General features: G+C 33.6%; 23 protein-coding genes. 15 read left to right on the top strand and 8 right to left on the bottom strand.

Annotated features, from left to right (window positions below):
* Positions 1–152: 152 nt before the first annotated feature.
* The gene (locus tag OZP07_RS06930) at positions 153–566 is read right to left on the bottom strand and encodes a hypothetical protein (protein WP_281637758.1); all 414 of its coding nucleotides are present in this window, start codon (positions 564–566) and stop codon (positions 153–155) included.
* 672 nt (positions 567–1,238) lie between these two features.
* On the opposite strand from OZP07_RS06930, the gene OZP07_RS06925 reads away from it, so the two are divergent.
* Positions 1,239–1,625, top strand: coding sequence for a hypothetical protein (locus OZP07_RS06925; protein ID WP_194644074.1), 387 nt, complete (start codon positions 1,239–1,241; stop codon positions 1,623–1,625).
* Between the two features lie 162 nt (positions 1,626–1,787).
* Here OZP07_RS06925 and OZP07_RS06920 read toward each other — a convergent pair whose 3' ends face one another.
* The 3 genes from OZP07_RS06920 to OZP07_RS06910 all read right to left on the bottom strand — a co-directional run bounded on the left by OZP07_RS06920 (position 1,788) and on the right by OZP07_RS06910 (position 5,022).
* Entirely contained in the window at positions 1,788–2,189 is a 402-nt protein-coding gene (locus OZP07_RS06920; protein WP_194644072.1) for a c-type cytochrome, read from the bottom strand.
* An 885-nt stretch (positions 2,190–3,074) separates the two neighbouring features.
* Positions 3,075–4,655, bottom strand: coding sequence for an NADP-dependent glyceraldehyde-3-phosphate dehydrogenase (locus OZP07_RS06915; protein WP_194644070.1), 1,581 nt, complete (start codon positions 4,653–4,655; stop codon positions 3,075–3,077).
* 61 nt (positions 4,656–4,716) lie between these two features.
* A complete protein-coding gene (locus OZP07_RS06910; RefSeq protein ID WP_194644068.1) occupies positions 4,717–5,022 on the bottom strand; it encodes a rhodanese-like domain-containing protein in 306 nt (101 codons plus the stop codon).
* A 208-nt stretch (positions 5,023–5,230) separates the two neighbouring features.
* On the opposite strand from OZP07_RS06910, the gene OZP07_RS06905 reads away from it, so the two are divergent.
* From OZP07_RS06905 to OZP07_RS06870, 8 genes are all read left to right on the top strand, one after another.
* Positions 5,231–5,857 (top strand): Crp/Fnr family transcriptional regulator, encoded by a 627-nt coding sequence (locus tag OZP07_RS06905; RefSeq protein ID WP_194644066.1) that lies wholly within the window; start codon positions 5,231–5,233, stop codon positions 5,855–5,857.
* Positions 5,858–5,970: 113 nt separating this feature from the next.
* Positions 5,971–6,762: a sulfite exporter TauE/SafE family protein gene (locus tag OZP07_RS06900; protein WP_281637757.1), complete on the top strand. Its 792-nt coding sequence runs from the start codon at positions 5,971–5,973 to the stop codon at positions 6,760–6,762.
* 152 nt (positions 6,763–6,914) lie between these two features.
* On the top strand, positions 6,915–8,327 hold the full coding sequence (locus OZP07_RS06895; RefSeq protein ID WP_281637756.1) for an MBL fold metallo-hydrolase: 1,413 nt from the start codon (positions 6,915–6,917) through the stop codon (positions 8,325–8,327).
* A gap of 187 nt (positions 8,328–8,514) precedes the next feature.
* On the top strand, positions 8,515–9,096 hold the full coding sequence (locus OZP07_RS06890) for a methyltransferase domain-containing protein (RefSeq protein ID WP_281637755.1): 582 nt from the start codon (positions 8,515–8,517) through the stop codon (positions 9,094–9,096).
* Between the two features lie 10 nt (positions 9,097–9,106).
* Positions 9,107–9,310, top strand: a complete 204-nt coding sequence (locus OZP07_RS06885) for a hypothetical protein (protein WP_281637754.1) — start codon at positions 9,107–9,109, stop codon at positions 9,308–9,310.
* Positions 9,307–9,603, top strand: coding sequence for a thioredoxin (trxA, locus tag OZP07_RS06880; protein ID WP_194644057.1), 297 nt, complete (start codon positions 9,307–9,309; stop codon positions 9,601–9,603). The genes OZP07_RS06885 and trxA overlap by 4 nt, the downstream gene beginning before the upstream one ends.
* 64 nt (positions 9,604–9,667) lie before the next feature.
* Positions 9,668–9,844 carry a hypothetical protein gene (locus tag OZP07_RS06875; RefSeq protein ID WP_281637753.1) on the top strand — a complete coding sequence of 59 codons (177 nt, stop codon included), beginning with the start codon at positions 9,668–9,670 and terminating at the stop codon, positions 9,842–9,844.
* Between the two features lie 148 nt (positions 9,845–9,992).
* Positions 9,993–12,233 (top strand): tetratricopeptide repeat protein, encoded by a 2,241-nt coding sequence (locus OZP07_RS06870; protein WP_281637752.1) that lies wholly within the window; start codon positions 9,993–9,995, stop codon positions 12,231–12,233.
* Positions 12,234–12,250: 17 nt separating this feature from the next.
* Here OZP07_RS06870 and OZP07_RS06865 read toward each other — a convergent pair whose 3' ends face one another.
* From OZP07_RS06865 to OZP07_RS06855, 3 genes are all read right to left on the bottom strand, one after another.
* On the bottom strand, positions 12,251–15,169 hold the full coding sequence (locus OZP07_RS06865; RefSeq protein ID WP_281637751.1) for a PAS domain-containing hybrid sensor histidine kinase/response regulator: 2,919 nt from the start codon (positions 15,167–15,169) through the stop codon (positions 12,251–12,253).
* Positions 15,170–15,631: 462 nt separating this feature from the next.
* A complete protein-coding gene (locus OZP07_RS06860) occupies positions 15,632–17,647 on the bottom strand; it encodes a PAS domain-containing protein (protein ID WP_281637750.1) in 2,016 nt (671 codons plus the stop codon).
* Between the two features lie 323 nt (positions 17,648–17,970).
* Positions 17,971–18,537: a DUF4494 domain-containing protein gene (locus OZP07_RS06855; protein ID WP_281637749.1), complete on the bottom strand. Its 567-nt coding sequence runs from the start codon at positions 18,535–18,537 to the stop codon at positions 17,971–17,973.
* Between the two features lie 259 nt (positions 18,538–18,796).
* Here OZP07_RS06855 and OZP07_RS06850 point away from each other — a divergent pair, with 259 nt between their 5' ends.
* From OZP07_RS06850 to OZP07_RS06830, 5 genes are all read left to right on the top strand, one after another.
* Entirely contained in the window at positions 18,797–19,423 is a 627-nt protein-coding gene (locus OZP07_RS06850; RefSeq protein WP_281637748.1) for a TetR/AcrR family transcriptional regulator, read from the top strand.
* The gene (locus OZP07_RS06845; RefSeq protein ID WP_281637747.1) at positions 19,413–20,738 is read left to right on the top strand and encodes a TolC family protein; all 1,326 of its coding nucleotides are present in this window, start codon (positions 19,413–19,415) and stop codon (positions 20,736–20,738) included. The genes OZP07_RS06850 and OZP07_RS06845 overlap by 11 nt, the downstream gene beginning before the upstream one ends.
* A 14-nt stretch (positions 20,739–20,752) precedes the next feature.
* Complete coding sequence (locus tag OZP07_RS06840) at positions 20,753–21,832, top strand: HlyD family secretion protein (RefSeq protein WP_281637746.1); 1,080 nt, start codon at positions 20,753–20,755, stop codon at positions 21,830–21,832.
* 153 nt (positions 21,833–21,985) lie between these two features.
* Positions 21,986–23,575 carry an MDR family MFS transporter gene (locus OZP07_RS06835; protein ID WP_281637745.1) on the top strand — a complete coding sequence of 530 codons (1,590 nt, stop codon included), beginning with the start codon at positions 21,986–21,988 and terminating at the stop codon, positions 23,573–23,575.
* Positions 23,576–24,149: 574 nt separating this feature from the next.
* Positions 24,150–25,409, top strand: a complete 1,260-nt coding sequence (locus OZP07_RS06830) for a tetratricopeptide repeat protein (protein ID WP_281637744.1) — start codon at positions 24,150–24,152, stop codon at positions 25,407–25,409.
* Between the two features lie 101 nt (positions 25,410–25,510).
* Here the strand turns inward: OZP07_RS06830 and OZP07_RS06825 are convergent, their stop codons facing one another.
* Complete coding sequence (locus OZP07_RS06825) at positions 25,511–26,269, bottom strand: IS5 family transposase (protein WP_281636298.1); 759 nt, start codon at positions 26,267–26,269, stop codon at positions 25,511–25,513.
* A gap of 125 nt (positions 26,270–26,394) precedes the next feature.
* Between OZP07_RS06825 and OZP07_RS06820 the strand changes: the two genes are divergently transcribed.
* Positions 26,395–26,670 (top strand): hypothetical protein, encoded by a 276-nt coding sequence (locus tag OZP07_RS06820; RefSeq protein WP_281637743.1) that lies wholly within the window; start codon positions 26,395–26,397, stop codon positions 26,668–26,670.
* Positions 26,671–26,710 lie beyond the last annotated feature (40 nt).

Here is a 26,710-nt window from a genome sequence, read left to right as displayed (position 1 = left end):
TCTGTGGCAAAAACTTTTTTAGAAACTAAAGCGAGATGCGCTGAAAGTGCATAGTTTTAAACTCTATTTGAAACCAATAAAACACCAATCTGAGACTGGTATTTTTATTGAAAAAAAACAAACTAAATGCCTTTTTTTTTAAAATTAAAAGACTATTCAGAGATAACAACTTTTTGTATTATGAATTCTGTTTCTGATTTTTTGAACTTAATTTCAAAAGTCCCTTTTGCTACAGATTTGAATTTGTAAACTGCTGTTTTTGGAGCAGGAACCTGCATGGTACAAACTTGTGATGGATACTTTACTTCAACCTGTAAACCTTTAACCGAGCCAATAGCTGCTTCTGTAAACTTACTGAATTCTCCACAGGCAGTTTCGGGTACAAAAGTTACATCAAAACTTAATTCTGTATTCACTTTTCCAGTTGCAGGACCTTTTACTTCTGTAGCTAAAGCACTTTTTACAGTTTCTGTAACTGGTGACTTATCATCATCGTTATTACAAGAAACAAAAAAAATTAACCCAAATAAAACTACTAAAACTGATTTTAACCTAAAATTTTTCATACTAAATATTTATATTGTTTTTATATTATGAAGAGGCTAAATAAGAAATAAGGTTGCTTTGAGAAAATGTTAAATATTCCAAACAAACCATTAAACAGCTATTTATCAATTATTTATTTTTATAAAAAAATATCAGATTTAGGACTTTATTTTTAAGATTCCGCTTTTTTGTTATCAAAATAAGTTACCATTATAAAAAATAACAAAAGCCTTAACTAAATTATATTAAGAGCTAAAGTCCCCCTCGTAAACGTAAAGGACAAATTTTGTTTAGGCAGCTGAAATTTCTCATTGAACTCCGATAAAAGTGAAAATCCTTGTAAGCCGGAGTTTGACTTACAAGATTAGTTTGTCAGTTCGCTATCGCTCTTACAAAATGGACAGCAGGACTGAACTTCTTATGAAAAATGAATTTTATGCTCCAAAAAATCATACCGCACAGATCTACATAAAAATACTGTATGATAAGATTTCATTCGTAAAAATGCCGCATTCTGAGCTAATGGAATTAAAAAATTGTTTTATAAAGAATACATTTCTAATTATTAATTTATTGTAAATGAATCACTGCCCTTCTAATAACAAGAAAAAACTTTTTCATGACATCAATATTAAGTGTCAACTAAACGTTTATTTATATTTACTAGCAAAATGTACATAACAATTAAAAAAATGACTAAAATAAAAATAAATACATTCGCAAAATGGGAGTCTTTCACTAGTGTATTTAATAATCAAGGAGCGCCTTTATTACTGCAAATTGATATTGAAAACAAAACAGATGAAAAAGTTATTATTGATTCCATATGTTTTTCAATAAAACATAATTTTATATTGTTTAAAACCCAAAAAGACATTTTAAAAAGAGCAAAGAAATACGCAATAAATCCAAAAATGACAATATCATTGGAAATAGATGTTCGATATTTATTTAATAAATACTCAACTAATAAAAAATTCAATATAAAAATAGTATCAAACAATGAAATATTTGAAAGTGATATAGTTCATCTAGGATGCATTGAAAATTTCAATAACAGAAATTATCAGACCATATAGATTTATACAGTCATAGTACATCTCTTAGGTTTTAAGTCTCTTAAAAAATTATAAGCGGCTAAAACACTTCGTATCTTAGTAACAAAAAAAAACCGTTATCACTTTAAATGTAAGCGGTAACGGTTTGTTGAAAAAAAAATTATTCGGGGTACTAATTCAAAATTATTTTTTTTCTAATTCTCGTATATAATTGACCAGCTTCCAGCGCTGATCATCATTTAAAAGTTCAAAATAAGTAGCCATCGGTGCTCTTCCGTTCGTTATTTTCCAAAAAATAGCTCCATCTGGCTGGTTTTTTACATTTAACGCTGCTAAGTTAGCAGGATGAGGCTTTAAGGCATGGCCTGCTTCACCATTTCCCTGTCCATTATTTCCGTGACACAAAACACACATTTCGTCGAAAATTACTTTACCATCATTTGTTGCTTTTTGATTTCCTACAAATGGGTTCGTTAAGGAGCTGCTATATTCTGGTGCTGACCAGTTTATTTCCTGCGCTATACTTGTTGTTCCTGACACAATTAGTAAAGCAAATACCGTTAGAAATTTGAATTCTGCTTTCATGGTCTGATTGTTTTTAATTATGAATCAAATTTATGAAAACGTTGTAGCAAGAAACCTGATAATTATCATGAAATCAGTGAATTTTCAAATAAAAACAAAAATAACAATGCAAAATTAATGAATTCAAAATAAAAAAGCAATTTATTGAGTATTCAATAAGTTTTCACACTAAGCAACACACACAATATCAAGATAATTAACACAAAATAAATTTTAAATATTTTATATTTTTAAAGAAATACTTAATTTATCACATGAAAGCGAAAGTGAAATAATGACATACAAAAGTACTGCTGCAAATGCCAGAAGTCATGCGGAAAGCATCAGAGAATCATAAATGGTAGAACGCTTTTGTAAGAAATCGAATCAGCAGATAGAGAATTGATCCTGCTAAAACTAAAGCAATAATGAAGGTAATAAGGTTAATCACAATATTTGGAATAAAAGCCAGATGAGGATGAACATAATAAGGTTCACGATGCAGTTGTTCGTGTATTGTTTTGGCTGCTATTTTTATTCTCTTTTTGATGTTTGATAAATTTTAAAACTTACTACTAATTTAAGCAATAATTATCATACTTTCGAAAGTAATCCTCTTAATAATCAAACAGTTATTTTTCAAAAGAGATTCAAATACTTCCATCTCTTGTATCTAAGTGTTTTCGCAAACCAATTTCATGCAAAGATTCTGTGTTGATTTTCTAATAAATCTATATTTTATTTTTATCAGTTTACTCCTGCTTTATTAAAACTAAAAACTGCTATTCTTTAATATGGCTTTAGAAATATTTTGAAAAAATGTTTTAAGTGCAGAATCTATGTGCAACAAAAAACCGTCTCATTACAGCATGCAACGAGACGGTTTTAAACTATTTTAAAAAACGATTACAAAATATAATCGGTATTGATGAAATTCGATTCTTTACTGTTTAATAATTCCTGCAGAATTTCATTATTATATGCATTGTCTTTTGAAGCGACGAAAGTTCTAATTGAGAACGAACGCAAAGCATCATGAATACTCAATGTCCCGAAAGCAGAATCTTTTCTTCCTGTGAAAGGAAAAACGTCTGGTCCTCGCTGACAAGAACTGTTGAGGTTAACACGACAAACCAAATTCACCAAAGTATCAATAAGCGGTGCAATAGTTTTGATGTTTTTACCAAACAAACTTACCTGCTGTCCGTAATTGGACTCGGCCATATCATTTAATGGCTCCTGAATATCTTTGAAAGTCAAAATTGGTACTACCGGACCAAACTGCTCTTCATGATAAACACGCATCTCTTTATTAATTGGGAACAAAATAGCAGGGAATATAAAATTATCTGAATGTTCTCCTCCTTTTGCATTAATTACTTTTGCCCCTTTGCTGACAGCATCATCAATTAATTCCTGAATATATGCCGGTTTTTCGGTCTCTGGAAGCGGTGTTAAAGCAACTCCTTTTTCCCAAGGATTTCCAAACTTTAATGCATCTACTTTTTCGGCAAAACGCTTGTTGAATTCAGCGGCTACATTTTCGTGAACATAAATAATTTTTAGCGCAGTACATCTTTGTCCGTTAAAAGATAAAGTTCCTGCAATACATTCCTGAATAGCCAAATCTAAATCGGCATCCGGAAGTATAATAGCTGGATTTTTAGCCTCCAGACCTAATACCAGACGCAGTCTGTTTTTATTAGGGTGCTGATCCTGTAAAGCAATAGCTGATTTACTGTTTCCGATTAAAGCCAGAATATCTACTTTTCCAGATTTCATTATCGGCGAAGCAATTTCCCTTCCTCTTCCATAAACAATGCTGATTACGCCTTTTGGAAAACTGCTTTTGAAAGCTTCCAATAAAGGTGAAATCAATAATACACCATGTTTTGCCGGCTTGAATATTACAGGATTCCCCATAATCAAAGCAGGTATAAGCAGTGTAAATGTCTCATTCAGCGGATAGTTGTAAGGTCCAAGACACAATACAACTCCAATTGGTCCTCTGCGCACCATTGCGTTTATACCTTGAACTTTCGAAAAATAAGCAGAACGGCTGTTCAGTTCTTTATAACTTTCGATAGTATCCTGAATGTATTCTACAGTTCTGTCAAATTCTTTTTCAGAATCGCCAAGTGTTTTTCCAATTTCCCACATCAAAAGTTTAACTACTTCTGCACGGGTTTCTTTCATTTTAACAACAAACTTTTCCATGCATTTGATACGGTCAACCACTTTCATTGTTGGCCATAATCCTTGTCCGTTATCAAAAGCCGCTCTGGCAGATTCTGCAACCTCCAGCGCTTCTGCTTCGCCCATAAACGGAATAGAACCTAATAATGTTGGTTCATATTTCTCCGTTGAAGATATAGTTGAATATACAGGTGTTGTTTTTCCAGTCCATTTTTTTAATTCACCATTTACCAAATAAGTGTCTTGATTAAGCAGAGACGTAATTTGGAATTCTTGAGGTATCGTATTCATTCTTTGGTTATTTTGGTTATTTCCTAATAAATTTAAAAAGAGGCAGTGCCTCTTTGTGATATTAAACTATATCACCTTCCCATTCTATAATGCCGCCAAGCAGATTATAAGCATTTTCTATACCTAATTCGTTCATTATTTCACATGCCTTTGCACTCCTCATTCCGGAACGGCAGTATACATAATAATTTTTACTCTTATCTAATGCTGCAACAGCATCGACAAACTCCTGTCCTTTATGAATATCAATATTAATAGATCCTTCTATTATTCCTTGATCGCATTCGTCTTCGGTTCTTACATCTAATAGGACTGCATTTTCATCGGCTTTCATTTGAGAAACCCATTCTTCTTGTGTCAAATTCATAATATATAATTTTTCGTAAAAATACGAGATTTTTCTCAAACAATACACTTGTTTTTTGTGAATTACACAATATTTTAAAGAAAACGTTTTCGTAATACACAAACTATCCTCACACTATATCATACTCAATTTCAATTATAGATAAGCACATATTTTCATTATTTTTACACTCTTAAAATTCTAAAATTATTTTTTTAAAATAAATCCGATGCCTGAACTGTTAAAAAAAATATTCCCGACTTTCTCTAACGAATTGATACAGGATATCAAAGCAAATGAAATCATCAGGACATTCAGTACCGGAGAGGTCATTATGCGCACTGGGCAGTACATAAAAAATACTGTTCTGTTAGTTAAAGGAACAATCAAAGTCTATCGTGAAGACAGCGACGGAGGAGAATTTTTCATGTATTATTTACAGCCTGGGCAAGCCTGCGCGCTATCGATGGTTTGTGCAGTCAAAAATGAAAAAAGCAAAATCATGGCAAAAGCGGTTGAAGATGCCGAAATCATCATGCTGCCGTTATCAATGATGGACAAATGGATGATGCAGCACAGAAGCTGGTACGAATTTGTTGTAGGTTCCTACCGTAACCGCCTGGAAGAAATGCTGGAAGTAATTGACAGTATCGCCTTCAGAGCAATGGACGAACGCTTGGAATTTTATCTAAAACGCCAGGTAGAAGCCTGCGGTTGTAAAGAACTGAAACTTTCGCATCAGGAAATCAGCTCTGATTTAAATACATCAAGAGAAGTTATTTCGAGACTGCTAAAGAAAATGGAACAGAGAGGTCTGGTAATTCTGTCCCGTAATCAGATTGAAATATTGATGTAAATTTTAAAAAAACACAAAATACAAATCTCAAATTCCACAACTTTTCCAAAAGTGACAAAAGTTACCAAAGATCAGCAATAGTCTTTGCATCTTTGCCGTAAACAAAACAAAACATGGAATATTTCGGTTATTTGGCTGCAGTCATAATAGGTCTCTCACTGGGGTTAATCGGTGGCGGTGGTTCAATTTTGACCATTCCGATATTGGTCTATTTGTTTAAAATTGATCCAAAACTGGCAACCAGTTACTCCTTATTCATCGTAGGAATTACAGCTTTATCAGGATGTTTCAGCCATTACCGAATGGGAAACCTCAAAATCAAATCGGCATTATATTTTGCAGTACCCTCAGTATTTTCAATATTGGTTATTCGGGAAGTAATTATTTTAAAAATTCCGAATATACTTTTTACAATAAATGATTTTCAAGTTACCAAAAACTTTCTGATTATGATCATTTTTGCAGTTCTGATGATTACTGCTTCTTTTTCTATGATCAGCAAGACCATAACACAGACACAAGTTCTCCATACCAATTATTGGCAGCTGTCAGCAATTGGAGCAGTTGTCGGAATCATAACTGGTTTTCTAGGTGCCGGCGGCGGTTTTTTAATCATTCCTGCTCTTTTATTTTTTGCTAATTTACCAATTAAACAAGCGGTTGGCACTTCATTATTAATCATATTTATAAACTCGGCTATTGGTTTTTTAGGTGATTTATACATTAAGACACCTATCAATTATATTTTTTTAGCCAGCATTTCAAGCATGGCTTTCATCGGAATGATTATCGGTACACAATTATCAAAAAAAATAGACGGTAATAAACTCAAGCCAATGTTTGGCTGGTTTATTCTGGTAATGGGAATTTACATCGTTGTCAAGGAGATTTTTTTAAGCAGCTAAGATGCTGAATTTCTAAATCTTTTACTTAAAACTTTTTAACGATTAAACTTTTAAACAGTTAAACAAATTTAAACCATTAAACTTAGCTTCTTAGCAGCTCAGAATCTTAGTAACTCAACAGAAACTTAGTAACTTTATACAAAATAAAAATCATGCAGATAGAACAAATATACACAGGATGTTTGGCTCAGGGAGCTTATTATATCACTTCTGATGGCGAAGCGGTTATAATTGATCCGTTAAGAGAAACACAGCCTTATCTGGACAGAATCGAACGTGATGGCGCAAAACTGAAATATATTTTTGAAACCCATTTTCATGCCGATTTTGTTTCGGGTCATCTTGATTTAAGCAAAGAAACCGGTGCTGCCATAGTCTATGGACCAACTGCAAAACCCGAATTTGAAGCTGTCATTGCAGCTGATAATCAACTATTCGAAATAGGAAATATCAAAATAAAAGTACTGCATACTCCTGGCCATACATTAGAAAGCTCTACTTATTTGCTGATTGACGAAAACGGAAAAGATCATGCTATTTTCTCTGGTGACACTTTGTTTATTGGCGATGTAGGAAGACCAGATCTTGCTCAAAAAGCCACTTCAATGACTCAGGAACAATTAGCTGGGCTGCTGTTTCATTCGTTAAGAAACAAAATTATGACTTTAGCAGATGATGTTATTGTATATCCAGCCCACGGTGCTGGCAGTGCCTGCGGTAAAAACATGAGCAAAGAAACGGTTTCGACCATTGGAAACCAAAAAGCCAGCAATTATGCATTGAGAGCCAACATGACCGAAGCCGAATTCATAACTGAAGTAACTGACGGACTGCTTCCTCCCCCAGCCTATTTTGGCATGAATGTCGCTATGAACAAAAAAGGATATGACAGTTTTCAGGAAGTTCTAAAACACGGAATGAACGCTTTATCGGTTACCGAATTTGAATCTGCCGCAGATGAAACCGGAGCATTACTATTAGATACCCGAAAAAACAGCGATTTTGCCAAAGGCTTCATTCCGCAGTCTATAAACATCGGTATTGATGGTGATTTTGCTCCTTGGGCAGGCGCTTTAATTGCCAATGTAAAACAGCCCATTCTGTTAATTACCGAACTGGGACGCGAAGAAGAAACCGTAACCCGATTGAGCCGTGTAGGTTTTGACAATTTAATTGGTCATTTAAAAGGCGGTTTCGAAAGTTGGAAAAATTCAGAAAAAGACGTTGACACCATAAAAAGAATAACCGCCGAAGAGTTTCAAAAACAAGTAAAAATTGGCGAAAGCAAAATAATCGATATCCGCAAAGAAACAGAATACCGTGCTGAGCATGTTGCTGAAGCTTACTGTAAACCGCTCGCCAGCATCAACGACTGGATAAAAGACATCAATCCAAACGAACACTTTTTTATGCATTGCGCCGGAGGATACCGCAGTATGATCGCATCCTCTATTCTGTATGCCCGCGGTTTCCGAAATTTCAGTGAGATTGAAGGAGGATTCAGTGCCATCTCCAAAACGGATATTCCCAGAACGGATTTTGTGTGCCAAAGCAAGATTCAATAACAAAAATCAATGGCAATGCCAAATTCAAAAAATAAAAAGAACAATTAGGGCGAGACCACATTAATAAAAGCGGCCAGCTTCTCGTTGCGGTTAGTCGGCCACTTTCCTTAATGCGGTCGGGCTATCCATGCTACTTTGGTAGCTTATTTCTATCCCTCTCGCGAACACCTAAGAACATCAAATAAAAATGGAAAACAGCAATCAAACTTTTTGGGATAATCAATATAAAGCCGACATATTAGGCTGGGATCTTGGAACAATTTCTCCCCCTATAAAAAGTCACATTGATACATTAAAAAATAAAAACATTCGAATCTTGATTCCCGGCTGTGGGAACTCCTACGAAGCCGAATATCTTTTGGAACAAGAATTTACTAATATTACGATTATCGATATTGCTCCAGTATTGGTAGAAAAATTAAAAATCAAGTTCAGAAACAGCCCTGCTATCAATATTATTTTAGGCGATTTTTTTGAACATCAGGGAGAATATGATTTAATAATCGAACAAACCTTTTTTTGCGCACTGCTGCCTGAGATGCGTGAAGATTATGTATCAAAAATGCATCAGCTTTTAGCCAAAGAAGGAACAATTGCCGGACTATTATTCAACAGAATATTCGAAAGTAATCCTCCTTTTGGCGGAAGCCAAAAAGAATATGAAATACTTTTCAAAGACACTTTTAATTTTATAAAAATGGAAGAATGTCAAAATTCTGTTGCACCAAGATCCGGAACTGAATTATGGATTGAATTTCAAAAAAAATAAACCCAAAAGAATGAAAAATTTATTGTTAAGCAACTGGCATGTCATGCGGATTTTCCGTTTAGCTTTTGCCGTATTTTTATTCGTACAGGCCTACAATACGCACGAATGGTTTTTTATTATCTTTGGTTTATTTTTCTTTATTCAAGCACTATTTAATTCAGGATGCGGACCAAAAGGCTGTGCCGTTCCCAAAAACAAATACCCTAAAAAATGAGTACTTTCAACGATATAATACAATCTGAAAAACCAGTGCTGGTTGATTTTTTTGCGACATGGTGCGGACCATGCCAAACATTGGCACCTATTCTAAAACAAGTAAAAGACAGTTTAGGTGACCGAGTTTCGATCATCAAAATTGACGTAGACAAAAACCAGCAGATTGCGGCACAATATCAGGTACGCAGTGTTCCTACAATGATACTTTTCCAAAACGGAAAGCAGTTATGGAGACAGTCTGGGGTATTAAGTACTGCCGATTTAGTTAAAATTATTGTAGAGAAAAGTTAATTAATGATTCTGATTCAAAAAAAATAATACTTTTGAATCACTTTAAAATCAAAAATCAAAAAAAATGAAAAACCTAATCACCATTATAGCAGTAGCTCTTTTTTCAGCAGGTATGAATGTAAGTGCTCAGGAAACAAAGCCTAAAGAAACTCCTAAAAAAGAATGTTCTGCAAAAGAAAAAAAAGCGTGCGACAAATCTAAAAAGTCTTGTTGTGATGCTAAAACTAAAAAGAAAGCGTAATGTAATTAATTTATAATGCCCCGAAAAGAGTGTTTGTTTATTCAGACACTCTTTTTTTTGTAAAAGCACTGTATTTATTGCTAATTATTGCAAAAAATACCTTTGCTTCTGTTTTAAAATTCTATATTTTTGAGAAAACTAACTCTTCATGCTCAAAAAATCATCAATTATTATAGCCATCCTTCTAATCTTTGTGGTTTTTAGAGTTTTTATTGTTGACAGCTGTAGTACGAAAGATGCTGAATATACCGAATCTCTTTTTGTCAATAATACCTATGTAGGTGATAAGTCCTGTGTAAAATGCCATACCTCCGAACATCATCAATGGAAACAGTCAGACCATTATATGTCAATGCTTCCTGCCAATGATTCGACTGTAAAAGGAGATTTTAATAATGTAACCTTCACTGCTGACGGCATTACGAGCAGATTCTTTAAAAAAGGCTCTAAATTTTTCATCAATACCGAAGGAGCTGACGGTAAAAACCATGATTTTGAAGTAAAATACATCTTTGGATACAAACCCCTGCAGCAATATCTGGTTCATTTTCCTGGAGGAAGAATGCAGGTTCCCCGTTTGAGCTGGGATGTAAATAAAAGAAAATGGTTCAATCAATATACAGGGCAGAAAATACCTTCACACGACTGGCTGCATTGGACTGGCAATGCCCAAAATTGGAATACGATGTGTGCATCCTGCCATTCGACCAATCTGCATAAAAATTACGACACCAAAACCGATACTTACAAAACCAGCTACAGCGTAATCAATGTAAGCTGCGAAAGCTGTCACGGAGCTGGACAAAAGCATTTAAATTATGTAAACAGCTCCGACTATAAATCAGGCGATAAAGTAACTGGAAGTTTTATGAAGCTAGGCAGAAACTCAGGACAATTGGAGCAGATCAATACCTGCGCGCCCTGTCATGCCCGCGTTTCCGAAATCAGTGCGAAACACATCGACAGTAAAGAAATTATGGATAATTATATTCCGCAGATTCCCGATACCGAATTTTTCCATGCAGATGGACAAGTCAATGATGAAGATTATATTTACACTTCCTTTTTGCAGAGCAAAATGTACAGCAAAGGCGTAAAATGCAGTAACTGCCACAATCCGCACAGCATCAAACTGAAACATATCGATAATCAGACGTGTGTACAATGCCATAACACTTCCAAATACAACACGCCAAAACACACTTTTCATACATCCAATTCAAAAGGATCACTTTGTGTAAACTGCCACATGCCTGGAAAAATATATATGGGTAACGATCTGCGCCACGATCATAGTTTTAGAGTGCCCCGTCCTGACCTGTCTGTAAAATACGGCACACCAAATGCCTGCAGCAACTGCCATAAAGACAAATCAGAAAAAACTCTGGCCGATGCAGTAATCAAATGGTATGGTCCAAACCGAAAATATCATTTTGCCGACGACCTAATTCCTGGAAGTAAACTGGATAACAACAGTGAACCTCATCTGATACAGTTAATAAACACCCCAAATATCCCAAATATAATTAAGGCTACAGCTGTTTTCTACTTAGGAAGTTTTAGTGACCAAACCAGTTTAAATACACTGTTATCCTGTTTAAACCATAAAGATGCACAGGTACGCTACAGAGCTTTGCGCAGTCTGGCTATTTTCCCTGCTGAGAATTGGATTAAAAGTGCCGGCCCATTATTGTCGGATAACGTGAGGGCTGTCCGAATCGCTGCAGCTGATTTATTTTTGGGTTTACCAAAAAACCAGATCCCAAGCCAATTTGCAGATGCATATACTGCAGCCGATAAAGAATTAGTTAGTTTTCTTCATTATCAAACCGATTTTTCAACTGGAAATGTAATGCTGGCCGATTATTATTTGAAAATTCAGGATTATACAAATGCCGAATCGTTCTATCTAAAAGGACTCAAAAAAGACAATCAGATGAATTATGCTTTACTTAATTTATCTTCGCTTTATAATGCCGTTGGCAAAAACGATGCTTCCTTACAGGTTTTACAGAAAACTTTAAAAAATGATCCAAATAACGAACGTATCTACTACAACCTGGCATTATTATACAATGAAATGAACAATCAGGATGCTGCGGAAAATTCTTTTGCGAAAGCGATAGCCTTAAAATCGCAAAACCCAAGAGTGTATTATAATTATGGGCTAATGCTCAATACTAAGAAAAAATTCAAGGAAGCCGAAACGGTACTGCAAAAAGGAATTACTATAAATCCTGACACACCCGATTTATATTATGCACTTGCTTTTGTGTACATTCAATCCGGAAACCAGACTAAAGCACAGCAGACGGTTCTTCAGCTAAAACAACTGGATTCTTCCAATCCAAATTATCAGGAGCTGTTTAAAAATTTCGGATTACAATAATAGTTTCTTGGGTTAGTCTAAACGATTTTTGTGAACAACCATCTTCGGAGTACCGCTTCCAGATCGTCTTCGATTATTGGTTTGGAAATATAATCGTTCATCCCAAATTCGAGACATTTATCTTTTTCGCCAACCATAATTCCAGCAGTTAAAGCGATTATCGGTAATTCGCATCCTTTTTTATGGTTTCTAATTTCCACAGCAGCGTCATATCCGTTTTTGATAGGCATTTGTATATCCATTAAAATCAAATCTGGATTATTGATTTTGAACTGTTCTACACCCTCCTGTCCGTCCATAGCTTCTAGGATAATAGCGTTAGGAATAATCCTTTTTACCAATGTTTTAGCCAGGAACATATTTATTTTATTGTCTTCTACAATCAAAATACGCAGTATGCCCAAATTATTTGAACCTTCAATCTTTGAGATTACCTTATTGGACATCAAATCGGCAAAAGTATCTTTAGGAGGTTCAGCTTTTTTAAATTTAACCAAAAAGAAAAAATCACTTCCGTCTCCATACTTACTTTTCAGCTGAAGGTTACTCTTCATCAGTCCAAGAAGCAGATTGGAAATAGCCAGCCCTAAACCAGTACCTCCAAATTTTCTTGATGTAGCATTGTCTTCCTGCACAAAGGAATTGAAAATTTTCTTTTGATTGTACAGCTTGATTCCAATACCGGTATCTTTGATAGAAAATTTTATGCCCGTTTTTTTTTTGCCCCCTTTTATCTGTTCAGCATCCAAATGGATGTGACCGAAAGAAGTAAATTTTAAAGCATTGCTTATTAAATTCACCAATATCTGTTTCAGCCGAATCGAATCTGCATATATATACTGCGGAACATTTTCCCCTATAGTAAGCGACAAATCGATATTTTTGAGATTGGCTTGATGTTTAAACAATTCTATCACCTGATGCAGCAGTCTAAAAAGATCAACATTTTCAATGTTCAGATCTAATTTACCGGATTCAATTTTGGAAAAATCAAGTATGTCATTAATAATTTCCATTAAAGAATTGGCCGAAATATTGACCGTTGACATATACTCCAATTGGTTTTTTTCGAGTTCAGTTTTCATCAATAAATCAGTGAAACCTACTATCCCGTTTAGTGGCGTACGGATCTCGTGACTCATATTCGATAAAAAATCCGATTTGGCTTTATTGGCTTCTTCTGCTTGAATTTTGGCCTTTTTTAATTCTTTATTGGTTTGCTTTAATTTTTCGTTTATTTCTTCGTATTCATTATATTTTACATACAAATCTTTTTCGCTGTCTTCTGCCTTTTCTTTAGCTCTGATTAATTCTAACTCCAATAATTTGTGCTCGGTAATATCCCGTATAGTTCCCAAAATAACCAAAGGCTTATTTTCTTCGTCCCACTTTAAGGTTCCAAGTCCATGCACCCAGCGTTCTTCTTTATCGTTTACTCTTATTATTTTATATTCTCTGTCAAATTGTTTTCTTTTACCAACCACTTCTTCTTGGAAATAGACAGCTAATTTCTCTCTCCAGTCCGGGTGCACTAAAGCAGTCCAGCTTGCTTCATCCAGATCATAATCAGCATCAATGCCTAAAATAGTATCCAGTAAATCAGTACGTGCCCATTTTCCGGTGTACATATTAATACTGTAAGTCCCTATCTGAGCTATGCTTTGGGTTTCTTTTAAAAAAAGCTCACTTTCTTTCAGTTTTACTTCCGCTTTTTCCCGTTCGGTAACATCTCTTACAAAGAGTAAAGCCTGCTTTTCTGACAGTTTAACTGCATCAATTGACCAAAGACGTTTGCCTTTATCACTATGTATAAAAGGAATAATATCATTTGAGGTTTCATTCAGAAAAAGAGTGCTTAAAACCGATTCAATCTTTGGTAAAAAATTCGATGGTGTTAAATCATTTAGTGATTTTTTTAATAATTTCTTTTTTGAATATCCTGTAATTTTTGATGCTGCAGGATTTATTTCCAGAAACTGTCCTTCTTTGGTAACAACTATAACCCCGTCGGGTGCATTTTCAACGTAATTTCTAAACTTGGCATTACTCCTCTGCTCCCGCTCTTTGTCCCTGATACTTTCAACTTCTTTTTCTTTGGCCAGAATTTCACTTTCTATCCGTTTTTTTTCGGTAACGTCCTGAGCAATTCCCCTCAGGGCTACAACTTCATTTTTATCGTTTAACACTGGAATTCCTGTTCCATAAATCCATTTAAACCTATTGTTGGGAAATAGTATTTTATGTGTTACTTCATAAGGCTCTTTCTTTTGTATACAGCCATTTATTCTGGCATACAGCAGTTCTTTATCCTCTTCTGTAAAATAGTTTAAATAGTTATCAAATAAAGGGACTAAAAGACTTTTTTCCATTTCAAAAATTTGATACAATTCGTTGGACCAAATCAATTCATTAGTAACAATATTGAATTCCCAGCTTCCAATTTTAGCAATTTTCTGAGCATCATTCAATAAACTTTCGCTTGCTGATAACTGCTCTTGAATTTTTCTGATTTCGGTAATGTCTCTGCCTATAGAATACACTAAATTTTTGGAAGGATTTATAATAGAAGTCCACTGCACTGTTATGTGTTCTCCGCTTTTTGTAATGATTCTGTTTTCAGAAATAACAGACTTTTTTCCGCTTAAAAGTTCTTGTGCAGAAAACTCTACTTTGGGTATATCATCCGGATGAATGTAATTGAGAAAACTCTTCAGTAATAATTCTCTTTTGGAGTAACCTAATTTATTAATGAATACTAGGTTAAAATCTTTCAGATTTCTGTTTAAATCTGAAACACAAATAAAATCTGAAGTTTCTCTGGTAAAAAACTCATAATTAGCAATAGAATCAATCTTCTTTTGCAATAGCGAAATGGTATTTTCCTGCTTTTTTATTTTTTGTAACAATTCTTCAACAGATGGTAATTTTTCTTTCATATCTGCAAAATGTATTAGTTAAAAAATCATATAAGGAATCGCTTTTTTTTCAAATAGATAATAATATTTAGAGACAGCATTTAAACAGTATGCACAGTTTATAACAAAATGCTAATTAGAAATAATTGATTGAAGTTTTGGGGAAAATATGAAATTAAAGGTATAAAAATTATTTGACACAACGCACTAACTCACAAATAATTGAGAACATAATTTGTCAAAAAAAATAAAAAATAGACTAAACCACTATGGCCTGAAAGTCCATAGATTTGCTTAGGCAGACTGAAAGTGCAAAGTTGGATTGCGAAAATTGATGAAATTTTGCCACAGATTCACAGATAAAAAATGATTTTAAAATCTGTGAATCTGTGGCAAAAACTTTTTTGGAAGCTAAAGCGAGATGCCCTGAAAGTGCATAGTTTTAAACTCTATTTGAGACCAATAAAAAAAAGCTGTCTGTCCTTACTTTTTCAGCCATTTATGCAGTACTTTTTCTAAATCAGCATGAACTATTGGTTTTGTGATGTAATCTGACATTCCGTGGCTGATGCATTTATCCTTCTCGCCGTTTAAAACTCCTGCGGTCAAAGCTATAACAGGAATATGCATAACCGTTTTCGATTTCCGAATGGCCGTAGTAGCGTCATAACCATTTTGAATCGGCATCTGAATATCCATCAAAATAAGGTCTGGCAGTTCCATTTCAGAAAGGACTACTGCATCATAACCATTTGCGGCTTCAATTACAGTACAGCTGCCAATAATTTTTTTGACTAATGTTTTGGCCAAAAGCATATTTATTTTATTGTCTTCGGCAATTAATATTTTATAATTATCGAGAGAATTAGAAATCTCTGAAGATTTTTTTTCTTTAAAATTCATTGGAATCAAAGGACTGTTTTCTTTTTCATTAATTTTTTCAAAAGGAATAATAAAAAAGAATTCACTGCCAACTCCAAATGAGCTAGTCAGTTTTAGTTTACTCTTTTTTAATTTCAAAAGCTGGCTTGAAATAGCCAGACCCAAACCGGTTCCGCCGTATTTTCTTGTAGTGGTATTATCTGCCTGAATAAATGACTGAAAAATTTTCTTTTGATTTTGAGTCTTTATACCAATTCCTGTATCGATTACCGAAAATTTAATATTGGAGACAATTTCATCTGCATCAGCTTGTTCAATCTTAAGCTTTATATGCCCCGAAAAAGTAAATTTCATTGCATTACTCAGCAAATTCACTAATATCTGTTTCAGCCGGAAAGAATCTCCTTTTATAAACTGCGGAACAGCATGATCAATATGGAGTACCAAATCAATTTTTTTATGATTGGCTTCATATTTGAATAAATTTATTATTTGATTTGATAATTCGTAGATATCAATTTCTTCAGAAATCAATTCCAGCTTACCCGATTCAATTTTAGAAAAATCAAGAATATTATTGATGATTTCCATCAATGTATTTGCTGATTCATTTACTGTAGAAAGATATTCTAACTGGTCTTTATCAAATTTTGTTTTAAGCAGTAAATCGGTAAAACCTATAATTCCATTGAGAGGTGTGCGTATTTCATGGCTCATGTTTGCAAGAAAATCAGACTTTGCTTTATTAGAGGCTTCTGCTTTTTCTTTTGCTTTAATGGTATCGGCTATTTCTTTTTTTTGAGTAATATCCTGAACAACACCTTTCAGAGCAACTACATTGCCATTACTGTCAGTTACCGAAACTCCAGTGCAGTATACCCATTTTATTTTTTTGTTTGGCAGTATAATCTGATGTTCCATTTCATACGGTTCACTGCCTGCAATGGTTTTATTAATATTCAGCCTTAATATTTCTGCATCTTTTGGCAAAAAACAGGACAAGTATTTCCCGTAAAGCTCAGTATCATTTTGGATTTTTTCAAATTCAAAAATTTTATACAATTCGTTGGACCAATTCAATTCCTGAGTTATTAAATTAAAATCCCAGCTTCCGATTTTTGCAATTTTTTGAGCTTCGTTTAATGATTTTTCACTGGATAACAGTTTTTCCTGTGTTTTTCTAATATCAGTAATGTCCCTGGCAATCGAATATACTAAGTTATTGGAATAATTTAAATTGGATTTCCACTGCAGAATAACGATTTCACCATTTTTTTTTATATATCTGTTTTCAAAATCAACTACTGGAGAATTTTTGGGTAACAAAGTGAATACTGATGAAGTCTTTTCCAGATCATCAGGATGAATAAATTCAAAAAATGGTTTAGATAATAATTCTTCTTTTGAATATCCAAGCACATTAACAAAAGAGTCATTAACCATTTTAAAATAAGCATTAGCACCTACAATGCAGGCTAAATCAGGAGAATTTTTTATAAAATACTCAAAATTGATTTTATCCTCCTTCTCATCATGTAACGCTTTTATCAGCAGTTCCTGCTCCTTAACTTTTTTAAGAAGCTCTTCATAGCTAAACTCTTTTCTTGACTTTCCCATTATCCTTCCTTAAGTTAATACAACGTCACTCTCGCATTTTTTTTATAAATATAGGATAGTCTGACAAAAGAAAAAATATCAAAATGGTTAAAGCGGGAAAAAAATCAAAATTTAACACTATTAAACTCATTAACAAAAGTCTGATTTTGGCTAATATTTGAAAAAAAATAAAATGATTCAGTAATTAATTTCAGCTATAAAAAAATCTATGATTACCCATTTTGCTGATAAATAATGAAATTTAGACCAAAAAAATAAAAGGATTTTTTCAATGCATAGCCAGCACCAAAAAAATCCTTTTTTATGTATTCAGCTGCTGTTTTTTAAGCTTCCTGCTCATCTTCCTCCAAAACCGTTTCAAATTCCATAGGATCTTCAAAATCAGTTTCTTTTATTATTTCGGGTTTAGAGTTTTTGCGGGCATTAAATTTTTCCAATTCCTCCAATTCACCATCTTCTCCCGAAAAATATGGAAATACATCCATAATTGGAGACTCAGAAATAGCAGGAATGGAATATTCGCCCATAGTCGTCTTCATCACATGAACCGTATTATCAAAAGCTTCTTTCACATCATTGGCCTGTATCAGTAAATACATATTTGATTTTCTTTCTTTACCGCTTTCTTCATCATAAGCCATTAATGAAACTCTGGTTTTAAACCAGCGGTCCGTATTTTCAAAAGGATGAATCTCCGCATAATTGGCCATTTTTATATTGGTGATTTTAAATTCTTCACTAATATAAGCGGACATCTCTTCGGTGATTCTGCTCTCTGCTTCTGTATAAGATAAAGCATCTACCAAATAAGGTTCTGTTGTAACCTTTTGTCCTCCAGTTTCATCTGTTTTTCTGTACTTAACTTTGCATTCGTACCAAATTGTGCTCATATATTTTTTTTAAGGATGCCAAAGATAGATTTTAAACAAAAAAAAACGCTTAATTCGCAAAAATAGATATTCACAATTTATTTATTCATTGATAATCAATAATTTAAATATCAATCCATACAATTTAAAACTAATTTATGTAATTTTAAATACAATTAAATTTTTAATTCAAAAAATGTTAAAATAAAGTTAAAGCAAAATTAAACAAGTGTTTAATTTAAACAAGTGTTTAATTTTGTACAGAATTTAAAATGGAACAGTGAAAACGGACTTTAACGAAAAACAAATTCAGATTCTTCTGGTAGCGGAAAATCTTTTTGCTGAAAAAGGATTTGATGGTACTTCGATAAGAGATATTGCCAAGGAAGCCAAAATTAACATTGCTATGGTTTCTTATTATTTTGGCAGCAAAGAAAAGTTACTGGAATCTTTGGTCTTATATAAAACTTCAGGGCTTAAAGAACTCTTAAGCGATCTAATAGACGAAGAACTGGATCCAGTTGGAAAAATTTACAAGCTAATTGCCCTTTATGTCAATCGGCTTAATTGCAACAAAGGAATTTATCGAATTTTACATTTTGAATTAGCTTCGAAAAAAAGAGTTTTAGAATTAGAATCTTTTTCAGAAATAAAAAAAGCAAACCTAAAATCATTAGAAATTATAATTCGAGAAGGTCAGGCCAAAGGAGTATTTAGAAAAGATGTCATTATTGAACTTTTAACTCCTACAATTTTAGGCACCTACTTTCATTTTTATATGAACAGACCTTTTTTTGAAGAAATTTTAAATCTAAATACCGAAGAAAAATACAACAATTACATAAAAACAACTTTGACAATGCACATTCAACAAACCATTAAAGCCCTCTTGACGTATGAAAGTTAGAAATTTAATGCTCTTTGGAGGGTTCTTCATTGGAATTTCATCCATCAATGCCCAAGACAAAACCAATTTAAAGCTCGAAGAAGCAATACAATTGGCATGGACAAAAAGTAATGAAGTTTCATTGGCGAACACCAAAGCAGACACCAAAAAACACGAATTACAATCGGCAAAAAACAATCAGTATCCTGATTTAACAATTTCTGGACAATTTCTTGGTTTGAATGAACCAACAATAAGTTCCAATATTAGTCTGGGAGACTCAGGTGCAGGAATGCCTGCCCCAGGTCATATAGCTATAGGTCAAGCGAGCTTAAAAGTTCCAATATTTTCTGGATTTAAAATTCAAAATGAAATTAAGCTTCAGGACAATTTATTCCAGGCAGAAAATGCAATGGCTTCTAAAACAAAAGAAGATGTGGCAATGAGGGTAATAAACTATTATGCCAATTTGTACAAATCGCAAAGAACCATTGAATTAATAAAAGAAAACCAAAAAAGTGCACAGCAGCGCGTTACTGATTTTATTGCTTTGGAAAAAAATGGAATTATACCTCGTAATGATTTATTAAAAGCACAGCTACAGGTTTCTAAACTTCAGCTTTCTCTTGATGAAGCAATCAATAACGAAACGATATTCAATTACTACCTTGTTACTATATTGAAATTACCAGCAGGAACAAAATTAGTAGTTAATGAAAGTGATCTGATTAATTTCCCAAAGGATGAAATTCCTACTGACGAGAAACCGGCACTTGAAAACCGTAAAGATTTGGAAGCATTAAAATTCCAGGAGAAAGCCTCTCAAAACAACTTAAAAATGGCCCAGTCCAACTATTATCCAACTGTTGCTTTGACCGGCGGATATGCTGCTTTAAACATACAGCACATCTTGACGGTCCAAAATGCCATGTTTTTAGGTGTTGGTGTTTCATATGATCTTAGCGGTATTCTAAAAAACGGTACTGAGGTAAAAATTGCAAAAAGCAAAAATCTTGAAGTTCAAAATTCTGAAGAGTTATTAAAAGATAATATTCGCGTGCAGGTACAGCAGGCAATTACCAATTATGATCTGGCTGTAAAGCAAAGTATTGTTTTAACCCAAGCTGTTGAACAGTCTGCCGAAAATTATCGTATTGTAAAAGATAAAAACGAAAATGGACTTGCAGATACCAATGATTTACTGGATGCCGATGTAGAACAGCTTAGATCAAAAATCAGCGAAACTATTTCCAAAGTAGATGTTATTCAAAGATATTACGAATTACTATCAACAACAGGACAGCTATCACAAACCTTCAATCTTTCAAAAATATAACGACCACCAATATCATGGAAAAGAAAAAAACAAACACCAAATTCATTATAATCCTATTGGTTTTAATCCTAGGAGGAGGAACTTATGGAATAGTAAAATACATTCATTCTCAATCACATGAAGAAACGGATGATGCTCAGATAGAGAAAAACATGAACCCAATAATTCCAAGGGTTTCTGGTTATATCAGCAAAGTGTATGTAAAAGACAATGATTATGTAAAAAAGGGAGATACCTTATTTACCATTGACAAAAGAGATTACCAATTGAAAATTGAAGAAGCCAATGCTGCCTATATCGGTTCTGAAAGCAGTTTTGAATCTGCCAAGGAAGAAATTGGAAGCGCATTAGCAAATGTTGCTGTTTCGAATGCCAATATACAATCTGCAGGAGGAAATATTGAGACTGCAAAAATTAGATTAGGAAGAGCAAACAGTGATTATGTACGTTATGAAAATTTATACAAAACGCATTCGATCACTAAACAGCAATACGAACAGGCTCTAGCTGCAAAGCAAGAAGCAGAAAGCCAAGTACGTATTTTGGAACAGCAGCAAAAAGCAAGTTCTTATCAAAAATCGGCTATTGAAGCAAAATCAAGAGTTTCTGACAAACAGACACTTGTAGCTGCCGCTAATATTAAAAAAGCAAAAGCATTATTGGAAGCAGCTCAGTTAAATTTAACTTACACAGTAGTAACTGCTGCAATTGACGGTCAGGTTTCAAAAATTGATATCCAGCCAGGACAATTGGTACAAGCCGGACAGTCTTTATTTTACATCATTAATAACAATGAAGCTTGGGTTGTGGCTAATTTTAAAGAAACACAGCTAAACAAAATGGTAGTTGGGCAGAAAGTAACGATAAAAGTAGATGCGTATCCTGATTATGATTTCCAAGCTACTTTAACTTCATTTTCTCCTGCTACAGGTTCTCGTTTCTCTTTGTTACCGCCTGATAATGCTACAGGAAACTTTGTAAAAACAATTCAAAGATTACCGGTAAAAATCAGCTTAGATGCATCAAATGATCCTGAAAAAGTAAAATTATTACGTCCAGGCATGAATGCTGATGTTGATGTTCATTTGAAATAAGACTTTTTTAGACTGCATGGATTATTAGACTTTTAGATGACTTAGATTGTTGGATAATTCCATACTTTCTAACTGAAAAGTCTAATAATCCAATACTCTAAAAGTCTAACAATCTAAAAAAAGTCAAAATATCCAATTTTATAATTCATATAAATGACAAAAGTACAAGCAGCAGACGACGATTTAGTAGAATACGGATTTAGACGCGTCATTATCACGATTACGGCGGTACTTTGTGCACTGTTGGAAATCGTTGATACGACTATCGTAAACGTAGCGCTTACCGACATGCGGGGAAGTCTTGGTGCAACCCTTACAGATGTGGCTTGGGTAATTACCGCATATGCTATTGCAAATGTTATTGTAATCCCAATGACCAGCTGGTTGTCGCAGCAATTCGGAAGACGTAATTACTTTGTAGCTTCGATTATACTTTTTACAGTGTGTTCTTTCCTCTGCGGAAATGCAACAAACATTTGGGAATTAGTAGCCTTTCGATTCGTACAAGGTATGGGAGGGGGAGCCTTATTGGTAACGGCACAAACAATCATCACCGAGAGTTACCCAATTGCAAAACGCGGAATGGCTCAGGCTATTTACGGAATGGGCGTAATTGTCGGACCAACACTCGGTCCGCCATTGGGAGGTTATTTGGTTGACCATTATTCTTGGCCTTACATTTTTTACATCAATATTCCGTTGGGAATTATCGCAACCGTTTTGGCAATTTCTTTCGTAAGAAGTCCAAAATACGGCGAAAAACTAAAAGCAAATCAAGTCGATTGGTGGGGAATTGTATTATTAGCCGCTTTCATTGGTTCTTTACAATTTGTTTTAGAACACGGACAACAGGACGATTGGTTTAATGACCCTTTAATTACAACCTTAAGTGTAGTAACCATTATGGGGTTAATACTTTTCATATGGAGAGAACTCACTTATAAACATCCAATTGTAAACTTAAGTGTCTTAAAAGACGGAAACCTGAGAATAGGAACCGTAATGTGTTTTATTCTTGGTTTTGGGTTATATGGTTCAACGCTGATTATACCAATTTATACGCAGTCAATCTTAGGCTGGACAGCTACCGATGCGGGATTATTGTTAATTCCGGGTTCTATAACCACAGCATTTATGATGCCGATTATTGGTAATTTAATTCAAAAAGGAGTACCGCAGACTTATATGGTAGCAGTAGGATTTTTAATCTTTTTCTTCTTTTGTTTCATGATGTACAGTAATATGACTCCCGACACTGGAGTAGAACATTTATACTGGCCATTGATTTTGAGAGGAATAGGACTCGGATTATTATTTGTACCAATAACTACTCTTTCATTATCGACCCTGAAAGGAAAACATATTGGAGAAGGAGCCGCTTTTACAGGAATGATGCGTCAATTGGGAGGCTCATTTGGTATTGCCATCATCACCACATTTATCACCCGCTGGAGTCAGGAACACCGAGTAAATTTACTTACGCATTTGGACCCCGCTAACTATCAGGTGCAGCAGCGTATCCTTGGTTTACAAAGAAATTTTATGTCCAAAGGATTTTCCAGCAACGAAGCCTTGGACAAAGCCTATAAAGTGCTAGAATTTTCAGTAATGAAACAAAGCACTGTTTTATCATACATGGATATTTTCCTTTATCTGGGAATCATGTTTTTATTCTGTATCCCAATTATCCTTTTGGTCAAAAAAGGAAAAAATAAAATAGATCCTTCAGAGGCAATGCATTAATTCTAGATTTCAGATTTAAAAAAACTCCGAATCTCACTGATTAATTTAGTGAAATTCGGAGTTTTCTTTTTTTTAGGAGCAGAACAACTGGTGTTTTATCAACATTGTTCCCGCTGTCCGTTGCAATCTTGTATGCCAAACCCCGGCACACAAGGATTTTCACTGCTATAGGGGTTAGAGAAAAACATTTTTGCTTTTTTACAATTATCCCAACCATTGCACTCCCTTTATTCCTAAAAGATTAAATATTTCTGCAACAAATATCTGTAAAGTTTGTCATTGACAAACTACGCATAATTTTCTTTGAACTCCTATTTCTTAAAAAAATAAAACTTATCACAACAAACAAATTCTTCCTTGTAAGTTTACTGCTATTATTTCTTTATATTTGAAAATAGTAATTAAAACCATTTAACTGATCAAGCTAACCTAATTTGGGTGGATTGATTTAATTTTATCAGATATATAAACAAATTACACCAGCAAACAATTGACAACTAACAACATAACGAAGAAACCTATAATTATTTTTACAGCTTTTTTATCATTTACAAGTATCTGTTTCGGACAGACTTTGGTCTCAAATAGAGAGCAAATTGAAAAAACTAAAAACGATTTTCATGATGAAATATCAAAATTCAGTACTTGTATAGTAGAAAATGATCTCAATGTCTGCACTGAAAATTTGATTAAAAGCGCAGACAATGAGTATAAAAAATATTTAACTGGAGGAATACTTTATCAAATTGACCCAGACAAATCTCTTTTACTTCATGAACAGGTCTATTTAAAAAATCCGCTTGATCAAAATTTCATTCTTGAATACGCCATTGAACTTCATAGAAGCGGAAAATATTTGGAGGCGTCAAAACTTTACGAAACTTATTCCTTAAAAGAACCTAAAGACATAAGAATTTTTGTCTGGTTAGCAGATTGTTATTTAAACATTGACAAAATAGAACTATCAATTACAAATTGGCAAAAAGCAAATCATCCTCAAAACCATACTGCAATTGACAAAGCTATTTATACCATTTATGGTAAAACAAACCAAGTTAAAACAAGAAATGACTTAAAAACGGAAATTGAAAAAGGCAAATTTTCAAGTTTTTATCCATTGCTGTTTTTAGACAAAAATTGGGAATTTGATTGGTGGAACAAAGGTTCACAGGAATACTTTCTAAACGAAGACACAAAATTAGCCGAAACAAAATTAGATAAAGAAAATAACGAACTTAAAATTATAAAAGCCTATTTACAAATAAAAAAACTTGAGGAAAGCGGGAAAAGTGAAGATATTAAGAAACTGCTTACCGACAGCAATATAATACTTAACAATAAACCACTTCCCGAGTTTGGAGAACTCACCTCTGACCTTTTAAGAATTTGTTTTGTAAACGGTCTATTATCAGAAAATGAATTTTATTCAAAAAGAGGTAATGAGTTACTTGATTTAGCCAAAAAGACAAAAGATAAAGATATTTTAAACATTTATGCATATTTACAAGCGACTGCTGAAGGGCAAGTAAAGCCTGAAATTGACAAATTAGGGTGGACTGAATTTGATGATGAAAGATTTGCTGTAAGCTATTTTACCATTAGGACTGACATAATAAAATCAGATGATACAGAGCTGAATGAGGCTTTAAAAAAGTATCCTAGTTCACCCTATCTTTGGTGGGTAAAAGCAAAGTGTACAAAAATGGAGGGCAAACCAGTTAGGGAACTATTAATTGAACTCATTAAGCGAGAATTTAAAACACTTGGAACAGACCCAAGTAAATATAGTTACAGACTAAAATCATACATGAACACATTGGAGACAGAAAAATAATGTACCTCACTACGGAGAGTTTCTTAAGAGAAATCATTCTTAATAGATGAAAACGCTTTTCGAAGTCGAGAGATTTAGCAAAGCAAGAATTAAGAGCCTGTTTAAATTTTATTTAATAATAATTTTATAGTTGCAATTTTGACCATATTCTCGGATGTTTCAAAAAGTAGTTCATAATTTCTACATAATCTTCGGTCGTTGTCAAACCAAGAGAATGTTCTCTCTACAATCCATCTTTTATGTATAGGTTTAAACCCCATTTTTCTATCATCTGAACGCATTACCACTTGAATAATATAGCCAAATTTATTTTTTATGTTTTCAATCACTTCGCCTCTGTAACCACCATCGGCAAGGATTACTTTTATAGGACATAAAAAATAGTGAAGCGTCCTCATTAGTAAATCTGCCGCTTTACTATCATGGACATTGGCAACTGTTACCATTATTGCCAAAAGAAACCCATTTTTATCAACCACAATATGCCGTTTAATTCCTTTTACTTTTTTATTGCCATCAAAACTATTTAAGGAACGATTATTTCCCCATCGTACACTTTGACTATCCATTATTCCTAGACTTGGCATTGTATTTTGACCTCTATTAAACCTGACTTTTTCTCGCAATTTTGACAGTAATAAATCAAAACATTCCAAATTTGACCATTTCCAATAGTAATAATACACTAATTGCCATTTTGGAAAATCTTTAGGTAACATTCGCCACTGACAACCTGTTTTTACGAGATAATTAATCGCATTCCAAATGATTTTCAAATTATATTTCCGCTTTCTATCATCGAATTCTAAAGTCTTTTTTATAAATTGCCACTGGGTTTCTGTCAAATCGGTTGGATACATCTTTTTATGGTTTGGTCACTACAAAAAGACAAATTTCAATCGGTTTCTTTAACCCATAACAATTATTTATTTTAAATTTTTAAACAGGCTCTAACATAATACTTCAACAGAAAGACAAGAAACGAATGAAAGCACCAATCTTAGAAGAAAATAAATGTTCTATTCTTATTGCTGAATATGCTACAGGCCACGTTTTTAAAACAGACTTAACAATATTCTCAAAAGGTCAGAACGACAAAGAAGTTTATCAACTATTTGACAATTTTTACGATGCTGAAAGTTTTATCTTTAACTTAATAAAAAGTAAACCAGAATTTGAATGTTCTATCTATAATCATAAAGGAGAACATTTGAAAACTTACGATATCACAGGAGAACGAAAATTTACTAAAAACGATTAAAAACAATGTAGAATTAGCAGATAATATGAAGTTCTTTTCT

It is taken from the genome of Flavobacterium marginilacus (genome assembly GCF_026870155.1).
GTDB classification, from domain to species: domain Bacteria; phylum Bacteroidota; class Bacteroidia; order Flavobacteriales; family Flavobacteriaceae; genus Flavobacterium; species Flavobacterium marginilacus.
The sequence above is the reverse complement of the archived record's forward strand: the minus strand, read 5'-3'. Positions and strand labels throughout refer to the sequence as shown.

What these genes read in the sequence shown, in the direction of transcription:
- OZP07_RS06930 (WP_281637758.1), bottom strand. Translation starts at nt 566, where the DNA reads ATGAAAAATTTTAGGTTAAAATCAGTTTTAGTAGTTTTATTTGGGTTA.
- OZP07_RS06925 (WP_194644074.1), top strand. Translation starts at nt 1,239, where the DNA reads ATGACTAAAATAAAAATAAATACATTCGCAAAATGGGAGTCTTTCACT.
- OZP07_RS06920 (WP_194644072.1), bottom strand. Translation starts at nt 2,189, where the DNA reads ATGAAAGCAGAATTCAAATTTCTAACGGTATTTGCTTTACTAATTGTG.
- OZP07_RS06915 (WP_194644070.1), bottom strand. Translation starts at nt 4,655, where the DNA reads ATGAATACGATACCTCAAGAATTCCAAATTACGTCTCTGCTTAATCAA.
- OZP07_RS06910 (WP_194644068.1), bottom strand. Translation starts at nt 5,022, where the DNA reads ATGAATTTGACACAAGAAGAATGGGTTTCTCAAATGAAAGCCGATGAA.
- OZP07_RS06905 (WP_194644066.1), top strand. Translation starts at nt 5,231, where the DNA reads ATGCCTGAACTGTTAAAAAAAATATTCCCGACTTTCTCTAACGAATTG.
- OZP07_RS06900 (WP_281637757.1), top strand. Translation starts at nt 5,971, where the DNA reads ATGGAATATTTCGGTTATTTGGCTGCAGTCATAATAGGTCTCTCACTG.
- OZP07_RS06895 (WP_281637756.1), top strand. Translation starts at nt 6,915, where the DNA reads ATGCAGATAGAACAAATATACACAGGATGTTTGGCTCAGGGAGCTTAT.
- OZP07_RS06890 (WP_281637755.1), top strand. Translation starts at nt 8,515, where the DNA reads ATGGAAAACAGCAATCAAACTTTTTGGGATAATCAATATAAAGCCGAC.
- OZP07_RS06885 (WP_281637754.1), top strand. Translation starts at nt 9,107, where the DNA reads ATGAAAAATTTATTGTTAAGCAACTGGCATGTCATGCGGATTTTCCGT.
- trxA (WP_194644057.1), top strand. Translation starts at nt 9,307, where the DNA reads ATGAGTACTTTCAACGATATAATACAATCTGAAAAACCAGTGCTGGTT.
- OZP07_RS06875 (WP_281637753.1), top strand. Translation starts at nt 9,668, where the DNA reads ATGAAAAACCTAATCACCATTATAGCAGTAGCTCTTTTTTCAGCAGGT.
- OZP07_RS06870 (WP_281637752.1), top strand. Translation starts at nt 9,993, where the DNA reads ATGCTCAAAAAATCATCAATTATTATAGCCATCCTTCTAATCTTTGTG.
- OZP07_RS06865 (WP_281637751.1), bottom strand. Translation starts at nt 15,169, where the DNA reads ATGAAAGAAAAATTACCATCTGTTGAAGAATTGTTACAAAAAATAAAA.
- OZP07_RS06860 (WP_281637750.1), bottom strand. Translation starts at nt 17,647, where the DNA reads ATGGGAAAGTCAAGAAAAGAGTTTAGCTATGAAGAGCTTCTTAAAAAA.
- OZP07_RS06855 (WP_281637749.1), bottom strand. Translation starts at nt 18,537, where the DNA reads ATGAGCACAATTTGGTACGAATGCAAAGTTAAGTACAGAAAAACAGAT.
- OZP07_RS06845 (WP_281637747.1), top strand. Translation starts at nt 19,413, where the DNA reads ATGAAAGTTAGAAATTTAATGCTCTTTGGAGGGTTCTTCATTGGAATT.
- OZP07_RS06840 (WP_281637746.1), top strand. Translation starts at nt 20,753, where the DNA reads ATGGAAAAGAAAAAAACAAACACCAAATTCATTATAATCCTATTGGTT.
- OZP07_RS06835 (WP_281637745.1), top strand. Translation starts at nt 21,986, where the DNA reads ATGACAAAAGTACAAGCAGCAGACGACGATTTAGTAGAATACGGATTT.
- OZP07_RS06825 (WP_281636298.1), bottom strand. Translation starts at nt 26,269, where the DNA reads ATGTATCCAACCGATTTGACAGAAACCCAGTGGCAATTTATAAAAAAG.
- OZP07_RS06820 (WP_281637743.1), top strand. Translation starts at nt 26,395, where the DNA reads ATGAAAGCACCAATCTTAGAAGAAAATAAATGTTCTATTCTTATTGCT.